The organism is Serratia sp. Tan611 (assembly GCF_905188235.1).
Classification (GTDB): domain Bacteria; phylum Pseudomonadota; class Gammaproteobacteria; order Enterobacterales; family Enterobacteriaceae; genus Serratia_B; species Serratia_B rhizosphaerae.
Map to the genome: position 1 here is coordinate 2,096,718 of NZ_LR994655.1, position 19,440 is coordinate 2,116,157.

The 19,440-nt window shown below is 52.7% G+C and carries 19 protein-coding genes and 1 CRISPR repeat array; of the genes, 9 read left to right on the forward strand and 10 right to left on the reverse strand.

Annotated features, from left to right (window positions below; genetic code table 11):
• Window positions 1-55: 55 nt before the first annotated feature.
• Window positions 56-1,015, reverse strand: a complete 960-nt coding sequence (locus tag TAN611_RS09915) for a tyrosine-type recombinase/integrase (protein ID WP_238404531.1) — start codon at window positions 1,013-1,015, stop codon at window positions 56-58.
• A 300-nt stretch (window positions 1,016-1,315) separates the two neighbouring features.
• Between TAN611_RS09915 and TAN611_RS09920 the strand changes: the two genes are divergently transcribed.
• The 7 genes from TAN611_RS09920 (at window position 1,316) to TAN611_RS09950 (ending at window position 7,464) form a co-directional block, all read left to right on the forward strand.
• Window positions 1,316-1,510 (forward strand): VRR-NUC domain-containing protein, encoded by a 195-nt coding sequence (locus TAN611_RS09920; protein ID WP_370576251.1) that lies wholly within the window; start codon window positions 1,316-1,318, stop codon window positions 1,508-1,510.
• 53 nt (window positions 1,511-1,563) lie between these two features.
• The gene (locus tag TAN611_RS09925) at window positions 1,564-2,349 is read left to right on the forward strand and encodes a hypothetical protein (protein ID WP_203067637.1); all 786 of its coding nucleotides are present in this window, start codon (window positions 1,564-1,566) and stop codon (window positions 2,347-2,349) included.
• A gap of 218 nt (window positions 2,350-2,567) precedes the next feature.
• Window positions 2,568-3,679 (forward strand): IS3 family transposase gene (locus TAN611_RS09930; RefSeq protein ID WP_370576252.1). Its coding sequence is split into 2 segments (ribosomal slippage): window positions 2,568-2,829 and window positions 2,829-3,679, totalling 1,113 coding nucleotides; the frame shifts between segments, so codons are not numbered across the junction.
• A gap of 149 nt (window positions 3,680-3,828) precedes the next feature.
• Window positions 3,829-4,251, forward strand: a complete 423-nt coding sequence (gene umuD / locus TAN611_RS09935) for a translesion error-prone DNA polymerase V autoproteolytic subunit (protein WP_203067639.1) — start codon at window positions 3,829-3,831, stop codon at window positions 4,249-4,251.
• Window positions 4,251-5,519, forward strand: coding sequence for a translesion error-prone DNA polymerase V subunit UmuC (gene umuC, locus TAN611_RS09940; protein ID WP_203067640.1), 1,269 nt, complete (start codon window positions 4,251-4,253; stop codon window positions 5,517-5,519). The genes umuD and umuC overlap by 1 nt, the downstream gene beginning before the upstream one ends.
• A gap of 453 nt (window positions 5,520-5,972) precedes the next feature.
• A complete protein-coding gene (locus tag TAN611_RS09945; protein WP_203067641.1) occupies window positions 5,973-6,299 on the forward strand; it encodes a hypothetical protein in 327 nt (108 codons plus the stop codon).
• A 442-nt stretch (window positions 6,300-6,741) separates the two neighbouring features.
• Window positions 6,742-7,464: a phosphatase PAP2 family protein gene (locus tag TAN611_RS09950; protein ID WP_187043271.1), complete on the forward strand. Its 723-nt coding sequence runs from the start codon at window positions 6,742-6,744 to the stop codon at window positions 7,462-7,464.
• 70 nt (window positions 7,465-7,534) lie between these two features.
• On the opposite strand, the gene TAN611_RS09955 is transcribed toward TAN611_RS09950, so the two are convergent.
• From TAN611_RS09955 to TAN611_RS09975, 5 genes are all read right to left on the reverse strand, one after another.
• The gene (locus tag TAN611_RS09955) at window positions 7,535-7,825 is read right to left on the reverse strand and encodes a Bor family protein (RefSeq protein WP_105230775.1); all 291 of its coding nucleotides are present in this window, start codon (window positions 7,823-7,825) and stop codon (window positions 7,535-7,537) included.
• A gap of 352 nt (window positions 7,826-8,177) precedes the next feature.
• Window positions 8,178-9,287: direct repeats of the CRISPR family, unit length 28 nt; unit sequence GTTCACTGCCGTACAGGCAGCTTAGAAA.
• A gap of 414 nt (window positions 9,288-9,701) precedes the next feature.
• Entirely contained in the window at window positions 9,702-10,967 is a 1,266-nt protein-coding gene (locus tag TAN611_RS09960; RefSeq protein WP_203067642.1) for a cysteine desulfurase-like protein, read from the reverse strand.
• Complete coding sequence (locus TAN611_RS09965) at window positions 10,964-11,542, reverse strand: 2OG-Fe dioxygenase family protein (protein WP_232251658.1); 579 nt, start codon at window positions 11,540-11,542, stop codon at window positions 10,964-10,966. The genes TAN611_RS09960 and TAN611_RS09965 overlap by 4 nt, the downstream gene beginning before the upstream one ends.
• 498 nt (window positions 11,543-12,040) lie before the next feature.
• Window positions 12,041-12,289, reverse strand: coding sequence for a CsbD family protein (locus TAN611_RS09970; RefSeq protein WP_105230780.1), 249 nt, complete (start codon window positions 12,287-12,289; stop codon window positions 12,041-12,043).
• A gap of 406 nt (window positions 12,290-12,695) precedes the next feature.
• Window positions 12,696-13,310: a winged helix-turn-helix domain-containing protein gene (locus tag TAN611_RS09975; RefSeq protein ID WP_197951932.1), complete on the reverse strand. Its 615-nt coding sequence runs from the start codon at window positions 13,308-13,310 to the stop codon at window positions 12,696-12,698.
• 326 nt (window positions 13,311-13,636) lie between these two features.
• Here TAN611_RS09975 and TAN611_RS09980 point away from each other — a divergent pair, with 326 nt between their 5' ends.
• Together TAN611_RS09980 and TAN611_RS09985 are read left to right on the forward strand one after the other, a co-directional pair.
• A complete protein-coding gene (locus TAN611_RS09980) occupies window positions 13,637-14,062 on the forward strand; it encodes a universal stress protein (protein WP_105230782.1) in 426 nt (141 codons plus the stop codon).
• Between the two features lie 278 nt (window positions 14,063-14,340).
• Window positions 14,341-15,096 carry an SDR family NAD(P)-dependent oxidoreductase gene (locus TAN611_RS09985; RefSeq protein ID WP_105230783.1) on the forward strand — a complete coding sequence of 252 codons (756 nt, stop codon included), beginning with the start codon at window positions 14,341-14,343 and terminating at the stop codon, window positions 15,094-15,096.
• 37 nt (window positions 15,097-15,133) lie between these two features.
• Here TAN611_RS09985 and TAN611_RS09990 read toward each other — a convergent pair whose 3' ends face one another.
• From TAN611_RS09990 to puuD, 4 genes are read right to left on the reverse strand one after another with little or no spacing between them, the layout of a single operon-like run.
• Window positions 15,134-16,414, reverse strand: coding sequence for an FAD-binding oxidoreductase (locus TAN611_RS09990; RefSeq protein ID WP_105230784.1), 1,281 nt, complete (start codon window positions 16,412-16,414; stop codon window positions 15,134-15,136).
• A gap of 11 nt (window positions 16,415-16,425) precedes the next feature.
• Window positions 16,426-17,916: an aldehyde dehydrogenase PuuC gene (gene puuC, locus TAN611_RS09995; RefSeq protein ID WP_203067643.1), complete on the reverse strand. Its 1,491-nt coding sequence runs from the start codon at window positions 17,914-17,916 to the stop codon at window positions 16,426-16,428.
• A 15-nt stretch (window positions 17,917-17,931) separates the two neighbouring features.
• Entirely contained in the window at window positions 17,932-18,489 is a 558-nt protein-coding gene (gene puuR, locus TAN611_RS10000) for an HTH-type transcriptional regulator PuuR (RefSeq protein ID WP_105230786.1), read from the reverse strand.
• Entirely contained in the window at window positions 18,486-19,247 is a 762-nt protein-coding gene (gene puuD, locus TAN611_RS10005; RefSeq protein ID WP_105230787.1) for a gamma-glutamyl-gamma-aminobutyrate hydrolase, read from the reverse strand. Before puuD ends, puuR begins: the two co-directional genes overlap by 4 nt.
• Window positions 19,248-19,440: the final 193 nt, after the last annotated feature.

Consider the following 19,440-nt stretch of genomic DNA (forward strand, 5'->3'; position numbering starts at 1 on the left):
ATGTTCTCCCCCTTCAAAATCCTTTCTGCAAAACGGTATGAAAAATGACCGTATTTCAAGCCCCAACAACTCTCCATTCTTTGCCTCGGTCATCGTTGTATCGATCGGTTTGACGCTGGCTTTTATGCCCAAGCAAATCCCGAGTATTGATTTTTTGTTCCCGGTATAAGCGTTCTGCTAGCGAACGAATTTCGTGAAAACTGGGTGGTGTGCCCTTGCTCCAAGATAACCCCGATAGTTCGCGAATTTTTTTAAAGCTGGTACTGATCGTATTGGGCTTAACCATGCCTCCACGCCTGGCCATCGCCGTATTGTGCGTATAGTGGACGAGGTAAGGGCTGACGATATGATCCCGGCACTGAGCGATTACCTGCTCCAAAGTCATGCCAATGGCATCACAGCGAAGGGAAAGCGGTATTGCGACCTTAGCCCCGGTTTTTATCTGTTCAACGTGAAGATGGCCGTCCCACACGTCGGAAAACTGCATCTTGCTGATGTCACCTTGTCGTTGGGCTGTAACCAGGCCCAATAACATAGCATTTTTCATGTACTCAAACGGCGGTGGCGTCACGCTAAGCATAGTATTGAATTCATCTAAAATCATACGTTCACGACCTATACGGTTATATGGGTTCTTTGTAGCCCCAGCGGGGTTGTAACCTGGGGGAACTTCACCGGCATGCTGGGCTTCTTTAAAAACATCGATCAGTGTTGTTCTGACCACTTGGGCCATTCTGGAGTGGCCCTGCCTTTTGTAATCATCCAGAATGTCTGCAATATCACGGGTATGGTCAATCACATTCAGCGGCCACGATCCGTAGTACATGAGCCACGCCAACCTGTGGGCGAGATATGGTTTTTTATTGATGGTTACTGCTATATATCCCAACCCACGTCTTGAGCCAGCGACACTACCGGCCTTTACGTTTCTTGATGAATCTACTAGCCACGTCAGTATCTCTGTGTCTGGATTATATTCCAGCACGCTTCTGGCATATTCGGCAGTGATTGTCATGCTTCCCCCTTATCCCGCCTGCGGCCTTCCGTTCTCTTTCTTCGCGCAGGATTTTATCAATGATTTTTCCTGCAATAACTTCTCTGATTAATCGTCTACTCGGCATGTGTTTGTGCTTTCCGCGCTCCCCGCGCCGCTGGCAGCGTTGAGCATACATATCCCGGCGTTTGATGATGGATTTACTGCTCACGCATCCCTCCGCTTCTTTCGTCTGATGATTACCTGATCCATATTCCCAATGAGGGGAAGCGCGGGCCGAAGGCGGCTAGAGATGCGAAACGGCTTGGGCTGAAAGCTGGAGTGCCTGACCTTTTTCTCGCATTGCCTCGAGGTGGTTATGCGGGGCTTTGGGTGGAGATGAAGTCAACTGAAGGGACTGAAACGAAAGAGCAAAAAGGTTGGCGAAATAATTTGTGCAGTGCAGGGTACAAATCATCGGTATGTTTTGGGTATGATATGGCAGTGCAGTGTATTACAGATTATTTAGTTGAGTGATACTTAGCTGTGAAATAATAACAGAAGCATTAAAATAACAACAGAAGGCTTACATGAGCGAAAGCAACAATTTAGTCAATATATGCTATGAGGGGACTTCCGGCTCTAGCGATATTAGAACTTGTTATATTGAAGGGATTTTGCACTTCTCTCTTAAGGATATTCTCATAGTTTTAAATAAAGAGAATAGAGAGTTGGGTGATAGTAATCCAACAAGACACATACCTACTTTAATAAAATCTCTGATAGTAGATCTTGATACGGATGAGTACACCCCCATGTCTGCGGATAAAGCGGCATTTGATGAAGATAGGGAGCTTTTCGTTACTCAGCCAGGTTTAAACAGAATAATGGGGAATGATAAATCCAAGGCGGGGAGAAAATTCCAACGTTGGTTATATCATGAAGTTGTTCCATCATTGACGAAGCATGGTTTCTATCCGCCGCCACAAGCTCCTCAAGGTTCTGCCTTATCGCAAACTGCGGAAATTATGGCGCAAAATGCTCGAGTATTGGCAGATACAATTCGTCGTCAAGATGAATTGGAGCAGGTTGTTTCTGGTGTAAAAATTGAAATCAAAGATGTTGCGAGTAGAGTGCAAAAACTTGAAGGTGAATCAGATTCTGAATTTATTTCAACAGTTAGGCAATGGTTTGAAAAGAACAATTTAGACTTGTCATCTGAAGATGAGCTGTCTGTTGTTGCATGGTGTGAAAAATTAAGTATTCAGGATGGAAAACCTCAACAACCATGTCCTTCAGGCGAAAGGATTCGTACTAAGTTCTATCAGGTTGTAATTGAGGAAGCGAAAGGCATATTGGAAGGAAAGAGGGCTTAAGTTATTTTCTTGTTACGAATTCATTTATTATTGTGATTTCTTAAATTAATTTAATGGATGGTTAAATGTCAACTAGACTTTTTTAAGTTGGTCGGGGGAACGCAGTAAGTTAGTGGCTGATCTTCTCGATGAGTGGGTTTGTAAGTACCCCGCATAATCGAACCATTCACATTTAGAGATCTTCCGGCATACTCACTCTGTCAACGAAGGAGATCGCTATGCGTAAAGCCCGTTTTACTGAGCATCAGGTCATCGCCGTGATTAAGTCCGTTGAAGCCGGACGAACTGTTAAGGATGTTTGCCGCGAGACAGGTATCTCTGAAGCGACTTACTACAATTGGAAGTCTAAATACGGTGGCATGGAAGCTTCTGATATTAAAAAAATAAAAGATCTTGAGGACGAGAACCAGCGTCTCAAGCAGATGTTTGCCGACATCAGCCTTGAGAACCGGGCATTGAAAGACGTTATCGAAAAAAAGCTTTGAAACCAGCCTTTAAGCGTGAGCTGGTCACACATCTGATAACGACGTTTGGACTGAGTATCCGTCAGGCCTGCCGGAGCCTAAACCTGAGCAGAACGGTTTACCATTACCGCCCGAATACTACGCGTGACGAGCCTGTTATTTCCGCCTTACTGGCTGCCGCCGAACGGTATCCACGCTATGGTTTTCCAAAGTTGTTTCAGGTCCTGCGACGGCAGGGATATCCGTGGAATCACAAAAGGGTCCACCGTATTTACTGTCTACTGAAGCTGAATTTTCGTCGCAAAGGCAAGCAGCGTCTGCCGGTACGTAATCCATCACCGCTCGCTACGCCTGAAGCGTTGAACCAGAGGTGGTCTGTTGACTTCATGCATGACGCCCTGATCTGCGGTCGTCGTTTTCGCACGTTCAATGTCGTCGATGACTTTAATCGAGAGGCACTGACGATTGAAATAGACCTGAACCTACCCGCCCAGCGAGTGGTTCGTGTTCTCGACAGGATAGCGGCAAACCGTGGCTATCCGATAATGCTTCGCATGGATAATGGCCCGGAATTTATCTCTCTGACACTGGCTGAATGGGCAGAAAAGCATGCAGTAAAGCTGGAATTTATCAAGCTAGGGAAACCAACACAGAATGCTTTTATTGAACGTTTTAACCGGACATACCGTACAGAAGTACTCGATTTTTATCTGTTCCGAACACTGAATGAAGTGCGTGAGCTCACGGAGAAATGGTTGTCAGAATATAACTGTGAACGCCCGCATGAATCGCTGAATAATATGACACCGGAGGAGTATCGCCAACAGCATTACCAGGCCGAGATCTCAAAAAGTGCATGGAACTAAAGTGGGTCTATTTACAGAGCCTCATTTCCATCCATAAAATCTATCTTTCTTTACCGATCAGTACCCTACATTTCTAAGTAATATCCGAACTTCCCTTCGCTAAAATCTTGCGCTTATACTGTATAAAAACACAGTGTAAAGGCGACATTATGACTCTCTTTTTTCCAACGCCAAACCCGGTAAAACTTGAACTTCCGCTGTTCTCTGACAAGGTGCCCGCTGGTTTTCCCAGCCCTGCAGCGGATTACGTCAGCTCGCGAATCGATCTGAACGAATACTGTATCAGCCATCCCAATGCGACATATTTTCTCTATGCGACCGGCGACTCGATGCTTGAGGCTGGGATCACCGAAGGCTCGATGCTGGTTGTCGATCGCAGCATTGCCCCGGCACATGGCGATATCGTCATCGCGTGTATTGCCGGGGAGTTCACGATAAAGCGTCTCTGTTTGCATCCGCGCGCCCAGTTGGAGCCAATGAATGCAAAGTATGACCCGATCGTTCTACATGATGATGGGGATAGCCTGGAAGTGGTGGGTGTTGTCGTGTCTTCGATTACGAGGCTCAAATAATGTATGCGCTCGCGGATGTGAACAGCTTTTACGCGAGTTGCGAAACGCTGTGGCGCCCGGACCTGCGCGGCCGTCCGGTCGTCGTTCTCTCAAATAATGACGGCTGCGTGGTGGCCAGAAGCGAAGAAGCAAAGGCTCTCGGCATTAAAATGGGCGTGCCTTACTTTAAGGTTAAGCACCCTTTTGAGCGTGCCGGAGGCATTGCCTTCAGCAGCAATTATGAGCTGTACGCGGATATGTCGATGCGCGTGATGTCTGTACTTGAAGGGGTGGCGCCGCGCGTTGAAATTTACTCGATCGATGAGAGCTTTATGGATCTGACCGGTGTGCGTCACTGCGTTGATCTGGCAACCTTCGGCCGCCAGGTGAGGGCGAAAGTGCTGCGCGATACCGGCCTGACGGTAGGTATAGGCATTGCCCAAACCAAGACGCTGGCAAAACTTGCCAACCATGCGGCAAAAAAGTGGCCGGGGACCGGAGGCGTGGTGGATCTGTCCAGCGTCGGACGCCAGCGCAAACTGATGGGGCTGGTGCCTGTCGCAGAGGTTTGGGGCATCGGCCGGCGGATAGCGAAAAAGCTGCAGGTCATGGGGATCGATACGGCGCTGCAGTTAGCCGATGCCAGCACGGTAATGATACGAAAGAATTTTAGCGTGGTGATAGAAAAAACGGTGCGTGAGCTGCGCGGCGAACCGTGCCTGGAGCTTGAAGAGTTTGCGCCAACGAAGCAGCAGATTCTCTGCTCGCGTTCGTTCGGCGAGCGTATCACTGAATATGACGATATGCGCCAGGCGATCTGCATGTACGCGACGCGCGCGGCGGAGAAACTACGTGGGGAGCATCAGTACTGCATGCACATCAGCGCCTGGCTCAAAAGCAGTCCGTTCGCCACCAATGAGCAATATTACGGTAACTCGGCAAGCATAAAACTGAGCACACCAACGCAAGATACCCGCGACATTATTGCTGCAGCCATGCGCTGCTTTGACGCTATCTGGCAGCCCGGACATCGCTATCAAAAAGCGGGCGTCATGCTGCAGGACTTCTTCAGCCACGGCGTAGCGCAGCTGGGGTTGTTTGATGAGTACCAACCGCAGCATAACAGCGAACGGTTGATGAGCGTTCTGGATCGTATCAATAACTCGGGTCGGGCAAAACTGTGGTTTGCAGGGCAGGGAATGTATCAGCAGTGGTCGATGAAACGTGAAATGCTGTCGCCGGCGTACACGACGCGTGTGAGTGATTTGCCACAGGCAAGAGTGTGCTAAAATGCGCGATTATCGGTTATCAAAAAACCATAGCAGGTGTTTTAAACTCAGTGAGTTACGGCTATTACCTGGATGCCAAAGTATTGTTTTAAGACACGGTAGGGAAAGAGCTTTAGCGTCCAATGGACAATTCAATCTGCAATTTTTGTCAAAACATTATCAATCAAAGCGTCTTCCAAAAACTCTCGTTCACACCGTTAGAGTTTCCAGTTTTTATCACGATTGCCGTGATAGCGGTTAGTCTGTTTTTGATGATTATAGCCATGCATAAATCAGGCCTTTATTTCTGGCTCGCTAGATAAAGCCTTTTGCCATGTGGGTACTGCTGATTAACGTTGGCAGCCTACCGGATCCTCAACCATCCCTAAATGAAGGCAAAGTCGGCGCATATCAATGAACTAATAGCGAGTGCCGGACTCCAATGTGGATATAGGAATGTGACTCCATGGATGCGTGAATAACAGCAAGCCTGTTTTGGTTGCAAAAGTATACAAAGTGGATTGTTACTGCATGAAAAAATTGGCTTTTTACAAATTTATAATCGGGTGGGGCACGGCAAATCTGGCATACGCATTTGCATTTTTATGGCTGTTTATTGTATGGGTAATTGCATCACATACCGTTTTCCGTCATGAAGATTATTTTCATTTTAAAAAGATACTTTTTAATATTATTACCTACGGTTTCAACACCTGGCTGGATTTTTCTGCTTTGTACTCAACGATATTTGCCTTGTTATGGGCGCTGATTTCGGTTTATAGGCGTAAGTCCGTAAGCTGATAAATATTCTGGCTGATACTGTGACAATTATTAACCTTCTTCTAAGGCAAGGATCAGCCTTGGAAGTTACCGGTCTGGTCTCTGTTGTCATTCTGATGCGGTAGTGTTTTGGTAAATTAAGCGTTATGGTCACTTTTGTGAATAATCCCTTCCGGGGAAAACTGTGCAACCCATCATAAATATACCCGTTTGACTCTTCACGATATTCCTTGTTTTTATTCTGGTACTGATTTTCTTGGCCTGTGTGGCTACGGGGAAATACTGTATGCGTCTGGCAATAGGATTTTTCATGCCATCTGCCTGCACTCTGTAAACGGTTATATCAATATTTATCTGTTAAGTAACAATGTCTTGCTGTAAGTGCTAATAGCATATTTTGTTAAGCGCCAGCGCTGGCGTACCCCTAACGTTTGCAGCGGGACTTGTTAAAAAGGATAAAACGATGCAATTACATTTTAAAAAACGCGTTGCCGTATGCTCAATGGCTGCTCTGTTGTTCTCCGCTTCCGGCGCATTTGCTGCGGAAAGTCATGGGTTTTTAACGCCTGAAACCGCACCTGACAGCCTGCAGATATTACCGCCGCCGCCGGCGGAGAATACCACGGCGTTTTTAAACGATAAGGCCGCCTATGAGACGGGCAAGACGCTAAAAGATGCGCAGCGTCAGGCGTTGGCGGCCAGCGATGCGGACTATAAAAATATCTCCGCCGCTTTTTCCGCCGCCTTTGGCGAAGAGATTTCGCAAGAGAAAACGCCGGCTCTCTATGCACTGCTTCAGGGCGTCCTGCAGGATAGTCACGACTATGCGATGAGAGCCGCCAAGGATCACTATATGCGCGTGCGGCCTTTTGTGGTGTACAAGGACAGCACCTGTACGCCGGAGAAGGATAAATCGATGGCGAAAACGGGGTCCTATCCTTCCGGACACGCCTCATTCGGCTGGGCGACGGCGCTGGTGCTAGCGGAGATCAATCCGGCTCGCGAAACCGAGATACTGAAGCGGGGTTATGACTTTGGTCAGAGCCGCGTGGTGTGCGGCGCCCATTGGCAAAGCGATGTAGATAACGGACGTTTGATGGGCGCGGCAGTGGTGGCTGCGCTGCACAGTAATCAAGGTTTTACCGATGCGTTGGCCAAAGCCAAGGCGGAGTTTGGTAAACGGTGAGGTAGGGATTATTTGCTACTGAGAATGACAGCCCGCTTAGAGCGGGCTGTTGTTAATTTGCCGCCGCGTTTTATTGAGCGCAATAAATACGGGCTTCGCGCGGGGTATAGATGCCGAAGGTCACAATGCCCAGCAGGATATTCGGGAAGGTTTGCTGCACTTCGGTGCGTACCACTTTGTCTGCGCCGCCGCATACCGCAGCTGCATCAATGGCTTTCTTCTGGCCAATGCCGGAGACAAAGAAGTGGTGAGTGGTCGTCTGCTTAGGTACAGCGACAGTCTCGTGTTTCATGGTGAACGTTTGCTGTGCACAGCCGGTAACCGTCATGGCAAGCACTACGGCGGCGAGTAATTTTTTCATTATTTTCAATTCCTTTTTAATTAATCAATCAATATAAAGCGCGGGGATAATGCCACGCTTACAGAAATTTACAAGTGTGGGTGACAATAAATAGCGGGCGGGGCGGAGAAAAATGCCGCAGAACACAGGCGATAGTTCTCGGGCTTTCAACGCGGCAGCATGGCGGTGCGCCAGAGGGCAAGATGCGGCCGCAGTGCACGGTAATGTATGGCTGGCTTAGAACCCTTTTTTTTACTCTGTTTGTAACCCATTGATATTTAATGCTCGGCTTGGCAGGTGAAAAAAAAGGGTATCGGCGGCAGAAAGGGGGAAAAGGCTTTAATTATTAAGCTGCTGAGCTTAAACTCTAACAGTTCACTGCCGTACAGGCAGCTTAGAAACTGCTATTTCAATGATGAGCTGGAACAGTGATTGTTCACTGCCGTACAGGCAGCTTAGAAATCTTTAACGCCTCTTTTGTCCGTGATGTCGATGTTCACTGCCGTACAGGCAGCTTAGAAACCTAATAGCTTCTGCGTAAATTCCTTTCCTTTTGTTCACTGCCGTACAGGCAGCTTAGAAATTTATCCCCGAAGCCAGAGGATGTGGTGTGTCGTTCACTGCCGTACAGGCAGCTTAGAAAGAACGGTTCGGAGATCCACGTTATCGGGCTGGGTTCACTGCCGTACAGGCAGCTTAGAAAAGACGGTAACTCGACTTTAAGCCACCATCCCGGTTCACTGCCGTACAGGCAGCTTAGAAATGGTCAAACCGGTATGGCGGGTTCCTGCTACGGTTCACTGCCGTACAGGCAGCTTAGAAAATGGTGAAGTATTCCGCCATGGTGGAAGAACAGTTCACTGCCGTACAGGCAGCTTAGAAAAGGACGCCTTAGGCTTCCCTTTCGGAGACATAGTTCACTGCCGTACAGGCAGCTTAGAAAATCAGCGATGTATCTGAATTGCGGCAAAATTCGTTCACTGCCGTACAGGCAGCTTAGAAATTGCCGCGCGCAGCACAGATAGGCCAGCTCCAGTTCACTGCCGTACAGGCAGCTTAGAAATCGGGGACCAGCAGGTACGGCGGCACGTCCAGGTTCACTGCCGTACAGGCAGCTTAGAAAAGAGTCGAGGTGCGCGGCCGCATGAAAAGCCCGTTCACTGCCGTACAGGCAGCTTAGAAAGCTGTTGTGCATAGCGTGGTACTTGGACGGGGGGTCACTGCCGTACAGGCAGCTTAGAAACGATCGCATCCACATCATTATCCATCAAGAAGGTTCACTGCCGTACAGGCAGCTTAGAAAGCGATGAAGTTAACTCAATCCTCAACGAATACGTTCACTGCCGTACAGGCAGTTTAGAAAGCGCAGGGCTTTAGCTGTCTCCGCTGCGAGCTGTTCACTGCCGTACAGGCAGCTTAGAAAGAACGGCGCCGAATCTCATTTTCTCGGCACGAGTTCACTGCCGTACAGGCAGCTTAGAAAACGCCCCGCGCTTAGATATTTCACTGACCATCTTTATTCACAGCAGCCTTATTGGTGGTATAAAATATTTTTATTCAAAACGCTGGTTTGCTATGGGATTGAATGAAATATGGAAGTGTTAAACAGAACATCCGCTGTGCTCAGCTTGCCGTTAACCATACTGTGTGTTTCATTCTCCTCGCTGACAATTATGGGGGAACACAACTCGCTGGTTGATGTTTTCCTGTCGGTGATTGTTTTTTTTGGTTTTCTTAATCTATTCCGGATAGCAGGAAAGTTGATCGCCTGGTTTAATGGGAACGCTAACCAGGCATAGACATGAAGCGAGCCTCTGCTATTTCTGCCGGTCAGATAAATAACGGGAACCCTAGGGTTCCCGTTATTTATTGGTCATTATCGCGTGGCGAAAGGGGATTAACGCCCATCCACGGCTGCCGGGCTGTCCGCCTCGGCCAGCGCATCCTCCAGCACCTCGAACAGGCGGTCGATCTCCTGGCGGGTGTTGTAATGCATCATGCCGATGCGCAACACGCCGCCGTGTTCCTGCAGGTTGAGCTGCCGTATCAGTCCCTGCGCGTAAAAATGCCCGCTGCCGGCGCAGATATTATGCCGGCCTAACAACATGGCAATCTGCTCCGGCGAGAAGTTCTTAAAGGTTAAGGCAAAGGTCGGCGTGCGGCGCGTGCTGTCTGGTTCGGGGTAGCCGTAAAGCCGGGCGCCCTCCAGCTGTTGTAAGCGCTGCAGAAAATAGCGGCACAGATCTTCTTCATGCCGGTGGTAAGCGGCGAAACTCTCCTGCAGACGCTGCCTTAACGGCGCGCCCGGCGTGCCCCACTGTGCCAGATAGTCAATGGCCGCGGTGACGCCGGCCAGTCCCTCAAAGCTCTGGGTGCCGGTTTCAAAGCGTCCCGGGCCGATATCGGTTGCTGGCTCCACTTTATACGGGCGCAGGCGTTGTAACCACTGCGGGGCAATATAGGCCATGCCGATATGCGGGCCGAAAAATTTATAGGCGGAACAGACCAGGAAGTCGCAGCCCAGCGCCTGTACGTCGATCAGGTTATGCGGCGCATAGTGCACGGCATCAACGTAGACCTGTGCGCCGACCCGCTGCGCGGCGGCGGTAATGGCCCGGATATCCACCACGCTGCCGGTCACGTTGGATGCGTGCGTTACCGCCACCAGCCGGGTTTTGTCGTTGATCTGCGCGCACAGGCGCTCGGTGTCCAGCGTACAGTCCTCAGGGCGCAGCGGAATATGATGAACGATAGCCTGTTTATCCTCCGCCGCCTGCTGCCAGCTGGAGACGTTGGCGTAGTGATCCAGCGCAGTGACGATAATCTCATCGCCGGGCTGCCAGTCGCGGCTGATGATGCGGCTAAGGTGGAAGGTCAGCGACGTCATATTCATGCCGAAGACGATATTATCGGGCGAGGGGGCGTTTAGTAGCGCGCGTACCGATGCGCGCGCGTTATGCATCACCTGTTCCGTCATCTGGCTGGAAAAGTAGTGTCCGCCCAGGTTGGCGTTATAGCTGCCGAGGTAGCCGGTCATTTTTTCCAGTACGCTGTGGGAAACCTGGGAACCGCCGGGGCCATCGAAAAAGATCGCCGGCTTATCCTGATAGTGCTGCGACAGCGCGCCGAACTGCGAGCGCGCTCGCTCGGGGGTAAACGTCATGCGTGCTCTCTCCGTGCGGTCAGAATCAGCAGATCCAGATGTCCTTCTTCTCCCGGCGCCACGGCGGTGATCGGCGCGAAGTAATGCCAGAGCTTATTGTCCGCCAACAGCACGGTTTCACTGTCCGCCAGTACGCGCCTAAAGAACGGCATGCTGCGATTATCGTCGTACAGCATAACTTCACCGCCGACAATATTGTGCCGGTTGATGGAGGCCATGGCGATATGCTCGAAGCCGTCCTGATGGATCCCTTCCGGCGCCACCGGGGTCTCATTGTAAATCGCCACCACGCGCATCTGATGGATCTCTATTTTTGCGCCGTCGGGCAGGCCGTTAACGTCTGCAAACAGGGCACACATCTCCGCCATGCCTTCGCTTTGCAATACGGCGCTGTCAATCGGCTCGAAGTGGCGGACTACGTTGCCCTGAAAGTGGTTGAATTCATCCGACTGTACGAAGTTACGTTGCCCGATATCCTCAACCTGATTATTACGGAAGGTTATGACAGAGTAGCGGCGTAAGCGGTATTTACCATCCGCATGCTGGGTATGGGGTAAATCAGAAAACGACGGCATTAATTGCTGCGTAGCTTGACGGCTTAGGCTAGTCATACTTACTACATTCTCGTGTCCAGGTAACATAATCACCTCTAATATGAATTAATACTGACGTTATAGGGAGGAATTCCGATTAAATTGTAGACGACCCTGCGGCGATATCAATTTTGCGCCGATGTGACGGATCCGGGCTGGGCAGCGAAGGGGGGCGGAAACTGTAAACGAGGATGAACGATGCAGATATGGCGCGGCATTAAACGCCAGCCGCAGTGACATCGACGGTCGCAGCAGCGGTGGCGTTATGGCGCAATAACGGGGGAAACGGCAGCGATGCAGGCGTGGTCAGGCGCGGAGTTTTCTGCGCCAGATTTTCCACAGGGAAATGCCGGCGACGGCGACAATCGCCACCAGGTTAAGCGCGATGGCGACCGGTAAATATGCCAGATAGTCCAGTGATTCCATTGCCCACCTCCGATAAAAAAGGCCCGCAGGCCTTGTTATTAGATGTCGTCGTTGTTATTTGCGCCCAAGCAGGTAGCCAAAAACGACGCCGACGGCAGCGGCCACCGCCACGCCGGCCAGCGGGTTTGATTCCACCCGGTGTCTGACGACATCGGCGCCGTCGCGGACCGCATAACTGGCCTGCGAGGCATATTTACGGGCCGCACCTTTTATCTCATGCTCCGGTGAACCCGTGGCTTCACCAAACGCTTCTTGCGCAGCACCGGCAACTTCTTTTGCTTTATCTTCAGCTTTACCAAACATATTCGCTCCTTGTGATTGTAGGCCCAACACTGAGGATAGCAGAGCGTGCTAAGATTGCTCGCTGGCAAATGGCCGGGGGATGATGAATGACGTCGGGTAGTGGTAACGCTGGGCGGGCGCTGCTGCGCAGAAATTGTTCGGGGAGGGGTATCAGTGCCAGAAAAGAAAAAAGCCCTTCAAATAGAAGGGCAAAAATACAACAACACCAGGGAAAAGGTAATTAGATTACCTTCAGAAAGTATAGGTTTTTTGAGACATGAGTTTCAATATTTTAATTGATGCATAAATGCATCACTATGATGAATTTATATAGGTCAGTAGGCGAATGAGGTTGGTGCAGGAATAGAGTAACGGGTGGTCTGGCAGATTGCCTGCGGATGGCCCGGCATATGCCGGGCCGGGGAAGCTAGTGGGGTGTGCGAAGAGATACCGTCGACAGCCGCGGTGTCTCCGCTGGCGGGACGGCGCACAGCGCGGCCTGTCCCCGTGTGGAATTCAATAATGAAAGCGATGCCGGCCTGCTCTGGTAGCTGTTATATAAATGAAAAATATTAAAAAAGAGAGAAAACATCAGCAGTAAACCAACGAGTAGCGCGGAGTAAAACAGTTTTTTTTTGATTTTTTTCCTGCTGCGTCTGTCGGGCGCGGGCGGATCGCCAGGCACCGGCGGGTGTAGATTAATTTCTTCTATCTGGATGACGTGAGAGATCCTCAGTCCTACTTTGGGAATGGTTTCAATAATATTTTTATCGATGCCCATATTTTTTATAATGCGACGCAATATACTCAAGCATTGATTGAGATTATTATTACTGGCCTGCAGACCGTATTCATCCCAGACTTTTTCCAGAATGGTCTCCCGCTCGACGATATGTCCTTTATTTTTGATCAGTAAGGTAAACAGTCTGGCTGCGGCGCTGGAAATGGCGACAATGCTATCAGCCTGGTTATGTCGGTAAAGTCCTGTATCTTCCGGACTAAAGATAATGCTCCCTTCAATGCGATAAATCACCTGACTCATCTCATGTGCTCTCCTGGAAAACGTATCGGTATTTCAATAAGAATAATCTTATGTGATTTCTTTGGGCTGTTTCTTGATCGTGAGCAAAAACGCAATAGCTAATTTATGTCGCGAAATAAGTTATATAATTTAGTGTGTGATAATAACACCCGGTGTTAATAATTAAATTATTATAAAACCAGCGCTAGTTTTTATCCGTGTATTTTCCCTGCGCGGATAAAACAGGAATGCCGGGTAGGGCTGGCCTACACTTAATGTATCGGCATGGCATGCTGAACGCGGAGGTCCGCAGCTGTTTGTCAGGGTAATACGGAGGGCAAGCAATCATGGCATATCAACATATTGTGGTAGCGACGGATCTGGGAGAAAACGCGACGCAGTTGCTGCAAAAAGGCGCCGAATTGGCCAGCGCGTTGCGCGCCAAGCTCTCTCTGATCTACATCGACATCCATCACACCGGCTACTACGCGGAGCTGGGGATCGGCGCTTACAATTATACCGATCAAAAATTCTCTGAGCGGGCGGCGAGCATTCTGGAGTCGTTCAGAAATCAGACGCCGCATCCCATTGCAGAAGTGATCATCGGCCGCGGCGAATTAAGCGAGGAGTTAAACAATGCGGCGCAGGCCAAGGGATTTGATCTGATTATTTTTGGCCACCACCACGATCTCTGGAGCCGTCTATTTTCCGCGACGCGCCAGGCGATCAATACGCTGCAGATAGACGTATTAGTGATCCCTATCGATAACTGATTGCCATCGCCGCCGCCAGGGAAGCGCCGGCGGTGATGCCATTTATTCCTCTAAGCAATTAAACGCCTGCTTTTAATTTCATCCAGGGATAATAATATCAAGACGATAGCGGCCAAATAAGCGGTTTTGTTTAGCGAGATCATAGAAAATCTTTATTACCTCTTTTGGGTTATAAAATCGCACATTTTGTCTTTCCCGTCGTGATGTGCGGAATTACCCTGTGAATGATTATTAATTTTTATGATTAATGCGAAGTTAATTCACACGGAGGAGGTGTTATGCGCTTTGACAATAAAGTGGTGATCATTACCGGGGCGGGGAATGGCATGGGGGAAGCGGCAGCGCGCCGTTTTGCCGCAGAAGGGGCCACGGTAGTGCTGGCGGACTGGGCCATTGATGCGGTGGATGCGGTGGCGGCCTCGCTGCCGGCCGGTAAGGCCCATGCGGTGCATATCGATGTCTCCGACGCCGAGGCGGTAGAAACCATGATGAATGAGATCGCCGCGCGCTTCGGCCATATCGACGTACTGCTGAACAATGCCGGGGTGCATGTGGCCGGCAGCGTGCTGGAAACCAGCGTCGCCGACTGGCGGCGCATCGCCGGGGTGGATATCGACGGCGTGGTGTTCTGCTCTAAATTCGCGCTGCCGTATTTGCTGAAAAGCAAAGGCTGCATTGTGAATACCGCATCGGTCTCCGGCCTGGGCGGCGACTGGGGCGCGGCTTACTACTGCGCGGCGAAGGGCGCGGTGGTTAATCTGACGCGCGCCATGGCGCTGGATCATGGCGGCGAAGGCGTGCGGGTGAATGCCGTTTGCCCAAGCCTGGTGAAAACCAATATGACCAACGGCTGGCCGCAGGAAATCCGCGATAAGTTTAATGAGCGGATTGCGCTGGGACGCGCGGCGGAGCCGGAAGAAGTGGCGGCGGTGATGGCGTTTCTCGCCAGTGAGGACGCCAGTTTTATCAACGGCGCCAATATTCCGGTCGACGGCGGGGCGACGGCTTCCGACGGTCAGCCGAAAATTGTCTGAAGTGTAATAACGGCCCGGCTTGCCGGGCCTGTTTCTGTTAAACGCCGATCCGATCGCGCAGCGTGTAGTAAGCCGCGCCGATGGCGGTAAACGGAATTTGCAGGTTGCGGCCACCGAAGAACGGCAGGTGCGGCAGCTTGGCGAAGGCGTCGAACCGTTCCGCATCGCCGCGCAGCAGCTCGGCGATCAGCTTGCCCGCCAGATGGGTACAGGTCACGCCGTGGCCGCTGTAGCCCTGCATGTAATACACATTATTCTCCAGACGGCCAAACTGCGGCATGCGCGACAGCGTCAGCAGGAAGTTGCCGGTCCAGCGATAGTCGATGCGTACGCCTTTGAGCTGCGGGAAGGTTTTCAGCAGTTTGGGGCGGATCAGGTTGTCGATATCGTCCGGGTCGCGCGCGCCGTAGACCACGCCGCCGCCGTACAGCAACCGGTGATCGGCAGTAATACGGTAATAATCCAGCAGGTAGTTACAGTCCTCCACGCAGTAATTTTGCGGGATCAGCGACTGGGCCACCTCCGGCGCCAGCGGCTCGGTGGTGACCACCTGGGTGCCGCAGGGCATGCTGCGCTTGGCCAGCCGCGGCTCCAGCTTATCGCCGAGGTAGGCGTTGCCGGCGACGATTACATAGCGGGCGCTGACCTGGCCGTGGGCGGTGCTGACCAGTGCCGGATCGCCGTGGCGGATATTGGTGACCGCCGACTGCTCAAAGATCCGCCCGCCTTGCAGGCGGATGGCTTCCGCTTCCCCCAGCGCCAGATTCAGCGGATGAATATGCCCGCCGCTGTGGTCGAGCAGCGCGCCGACGTAGCGATCGCTGGCCACCTCCTGGCGGATGCGGTCGGCGTCCAGCAGCTCCAGCTGGGTATTGCCATAACGCTCCCAGTGGCCTTTCTGCTCGATCAGCATGTGGTACTGCTTGTTGTTCAGCGCGGCGAAAATCCCGCCGGGACGGTAATCGCACTCGATGGCGTAGCGTTTGATGCGGCTGCGGATAATCTCCGCCCCTTCAAACATCATGCTGCCCAGCAGCCGGGCGCTGTCGGCGCCGTAGCGCTGTTCAATCACGTCGATATCGCGGCTGTAGGAGTTGACCAGTTGGCCGCCGTTGCGGCCGCTGGCGCCAAAGCCGATGCGCGCCGATTCCAGCACCACCACGTCGTAGCCGGCCTCCACCAGAAACAGCGCCGATGAGAGGCCGGTATAGCCGCCGCCGACGATGCAGACGTCGCACTCGATGGATTCATTCAGCTGCGGATAGGGCTGATGCGGGTTGGCGCTGGCCGCATAGTAACTTTTTACGTGTTCGGTCATCTTTTCAATCCTTATTCCAGCGAAATCCAAGTGGTTTTCAGTTCGGTAAATTTGTCCAGCGCATGTAACGATTTGTCGCGGCCATTACCGCTCTGCTTGTAGCCGCCGAAGGGCACCGTCATATCGCCGTCGTTGTAGTTATTGATAAATACCGAGCCGGCCCGCAGCTGGCGAGCCAGGCGATGAGCGCGTGACAGATCGCGCGTCCACAGCGCAGCGCCGAGGCCATAGTCGCTGTCGTTGGCCAGTTCGATGGCCTGCTGCTCGCCGTTGAACGGGGTGACGGCCAGCACCGGGCCGAAGATCTCTTCGCGCGCCACCTGCATGGCGTTATCCACCTGGGTCAGCACGGTCGGGCCGAGATAGGCGTCATGCGGGCCGCTGCCGCGCCCGTCAAGAAACAGCGTTGCCCCCTGATCGAGCCCTTGTTTAATAAAGTCGGCGACTTTGGCGCTGTGCCCGCTGTCAATCAGCGTGCCCATCTGCGTGTCGGGATCCAGCGGGTTGCCGGGCGCAAAGGCGGCGGCGTGTTTGTGCAGCGCCTGCAGGAACGGCTGTTGAATGCTCTCTTCCACCAGCAGACGCGTGCCGGCGATGCAGACTTGCCCCTGATTGTAGAAAATGCCCGCGGCGGCGGCGCGCGCCGCTTTATCAATATCCGGGCAGTCGGCGAAAATGATATTGGCGCTTTTGCCGCCGGCCTCCAGCCAGACGCGCTTCATATTCGATTCGCCGGCGTAAACCATCAGCTGTTTGGCCACCAGCGTCGAACCGGTAAAGGTCAGGGCATCGACATCAGGATGCAGCGCCAGCGCCTTGCCGGCGTCATGGCCAAAGCCGCTGATGATATTGAGGACGCCGTCCGGCAGCCCGGCCTGCTGAGCCAGCTGGCCGAGATAAATCGCGCTCAGCGGCGATTTTTCCGATGGCTTCAGCACTACGCTGTTGCCCGTCGCCAGCGCCGGGCCGAGCTTCCAGCAGGCCAGCAGCAGCGGAAAGTTCCATGGCGTAATGGCGCCGACGACGCCGACCGGTTCACGTTCAATCAGGGCCAGCGCATCGGCACCCGTCGGGGCGATCTCGCCGTACACCTTATCAATGGCTTCGGCGTACCAGCGCAGGCAGCGGGCGGCGCCCGGTATATCATCCCGCAGGCTGTGGCGGATTGGCTTGCCGGTGTCCAGCGTCTCCAGCAGCGCCAGGGTTTCCGCATGCTGCTCTATCTGCTCCGCCAGCGCCAGCAGCACGGCTTTGCGCCGGGACGGCGCGGCGCGCGACCAGTCGCCGCGCTCAAAGGCGGCGCGTGCGGCGCTGACCGCCAGCCCGACATCGGCGCTGCCGGCGCGGGCAGCCTGCGTCAGTTCGCGCTGCCCGGCAGGATCCTCCACCGTAAAGGTGCCCCCTTCAGCGGCCGGCTGATAGCGGCCATTAATAAACAGTCGGTTCTCAATAGTCAGGGCCTGTGCCCGTTGCTGCCAGTACTGCAAGTGGTGGAAATCCATACCTTGCTCCGTTAATCAGAATGTCGTCGGCGTATGCGCGCTGACGATGCGGCAAATGCGCGTTGAAGTGTTGCTGAAGCTGTGGGGAATACCGGTGTTGATGGCGTAGCTCTGGCCGGCGTTCAGCGCGTAGTTCTGCCCGTTGACCTGCAGCACCACTTCGCCTTCCAGCAGCGTACCGATCTCTTCCCCTTGGTGTTTAATGCGTTCACCGGTGGTGGTGCCCGGCTCGTAGGTCTCTATCATCATCGCCAGCGTGCGGTTGGGGTCGCCGTTATGGATCAGTTTCATCGAGACGCCCTGGCTGCCGATTTCAATCAGATTTTCTTGGTCGATCACAATTTGCGGTTCAGCCGGCTTTTCCGGTTCGGCAAAAAATGCCGACAGCGACAGCCCGTAGACCGTCAGCAGTTTCTGCAATGTGCTGATGGCCGGGCTGACCTTGTCCTGTTCGATGGTGCTGATCGCGCTGTGCGTCAGTCCGGACAGCTCCGCCACGCGGCGCTGCGACAGGCCGAGTTGCTGACGGATTTGTGCCAGCCGTTTTCCCGGCGCCAGACTGATTTCGCTCATGGGCGTGGTTCCTTGCGATACGCCCGGCAGGCGTCGATAAACCCGGCAAACAGCAGACGCGAGAGGGCGTATTCGTCGCTGTTCCACTCCGGGTGCCACTGCACTCCCAGAGCAAACGGCTGGTCACGAATGCTGATGGCCTCGACTAGCCCGTCGGCGGCGTGCGCTTCGACGCGCACGCTGGGGCCGAGGGTTTTGGCGCCCTGACCGTGCAGCGAGTTGACCCAGAAGCGGTTGCAGTCCGGAATCAGCTGCGACAGCAGCCCGCCTTCGCGCACGATGACTTCATGGGCGGGGGCGTACTGCTGCTCCAGCGGCAGTTCATGATCTTCGCGGTGCTCCTGCAGTTCCGGCAGTTCATACAGCCGGCGGTGCAGCGTACCGCCGGTCGCCACCACCATTTCCTGCATACCGCGGCAGATGGCGAAAAGGGGAATGCGCCTGTCGAGCGCCAGACGAATCAACGCCAGGCTCAATGCGTCACGGCCGGGATCGGCGTCAGGCTCATCGCCGTTTTCACCATAAAGGTGCGGCTGCACATTACTGGGGCTGCCCGGCAGCATAATGCCGTCGAGGCGCGGCAGCAGATCCGCCAGAATTTCCGGCTCCGCCAGGGCGTGCGGCAGGGCGACCGGCAAACCGCCGGCGGCCAATACCGCATTCAGGTACTTTTCTTGCAAGGTCTGCGTTGGATGCTGCTTTAACCTGTGGCGACACATCACCACGCCGATAACTGGTCTGTTAAATATATTGCCCATTGTCTTCCCCTTGGCCTGTTCGAAATTATGAACGAGATGGCGTAAAAGTAGCCTTTTTGTTCAATATTAACTAAATCTAGCAGCGGGGTGGGCAATATTCAAACCATAATTAACACTTGAAAAACATTTTTGTTGCATCTATGTTTCATTGAGTGGAAATTATATTGAGCAGTACGGTCGTAATCATCAATAG